The sequence below is a fragment of the Streptomyces sp. CBMA123 genome (assembly GCF_014596465.1).
Classification (GTDB): domain Bacteria; phylum Actinomycetota; class Actinomycetes; order Streptomycetales; family Streptomycetaceae; genus Kitasatospora.
The window spans coordinates 1-233 of record NZ_MECK01000596.1 but is presented as its reverse complement, the minus strand read 5'-3'; the positions used below and the strand labels follow the sequence as shown (position 1 = coordinate 233).

The window sequence follows — 233 nt, the reverse complement described above, 5'->3', positions numbered from 1 at the left end:
CCCCTAACCACAGGTCATCCCCCAGGTTTTCAACCCTGGTGGGTTCGGTCCTCCACACGGTCTTACCCGCGCTTCAACCTGCCCATGGCTAGATCACTCCGCTTCGGGTCTTGGGCATGCAACTGTACCGCCCTATTCGGACTCGCTTTCGCTACGGCTACCCCACACGGGTTAACCTCGCTACACACCGCAAACTCGCAGGCTCATTCTTCAAAAGGCACGCAGTCACGGCC

At 59.2% G+C, this 233-nt stretch carries 1 rRNA gene; it reads right to left on the bottom strand.

Annotated elements, in window-relative coordinates:
- Positions 1 to 233 (bottom strand): 23S ribosomal RNA (locus BG452_RS37970); the annotation flags it as partial.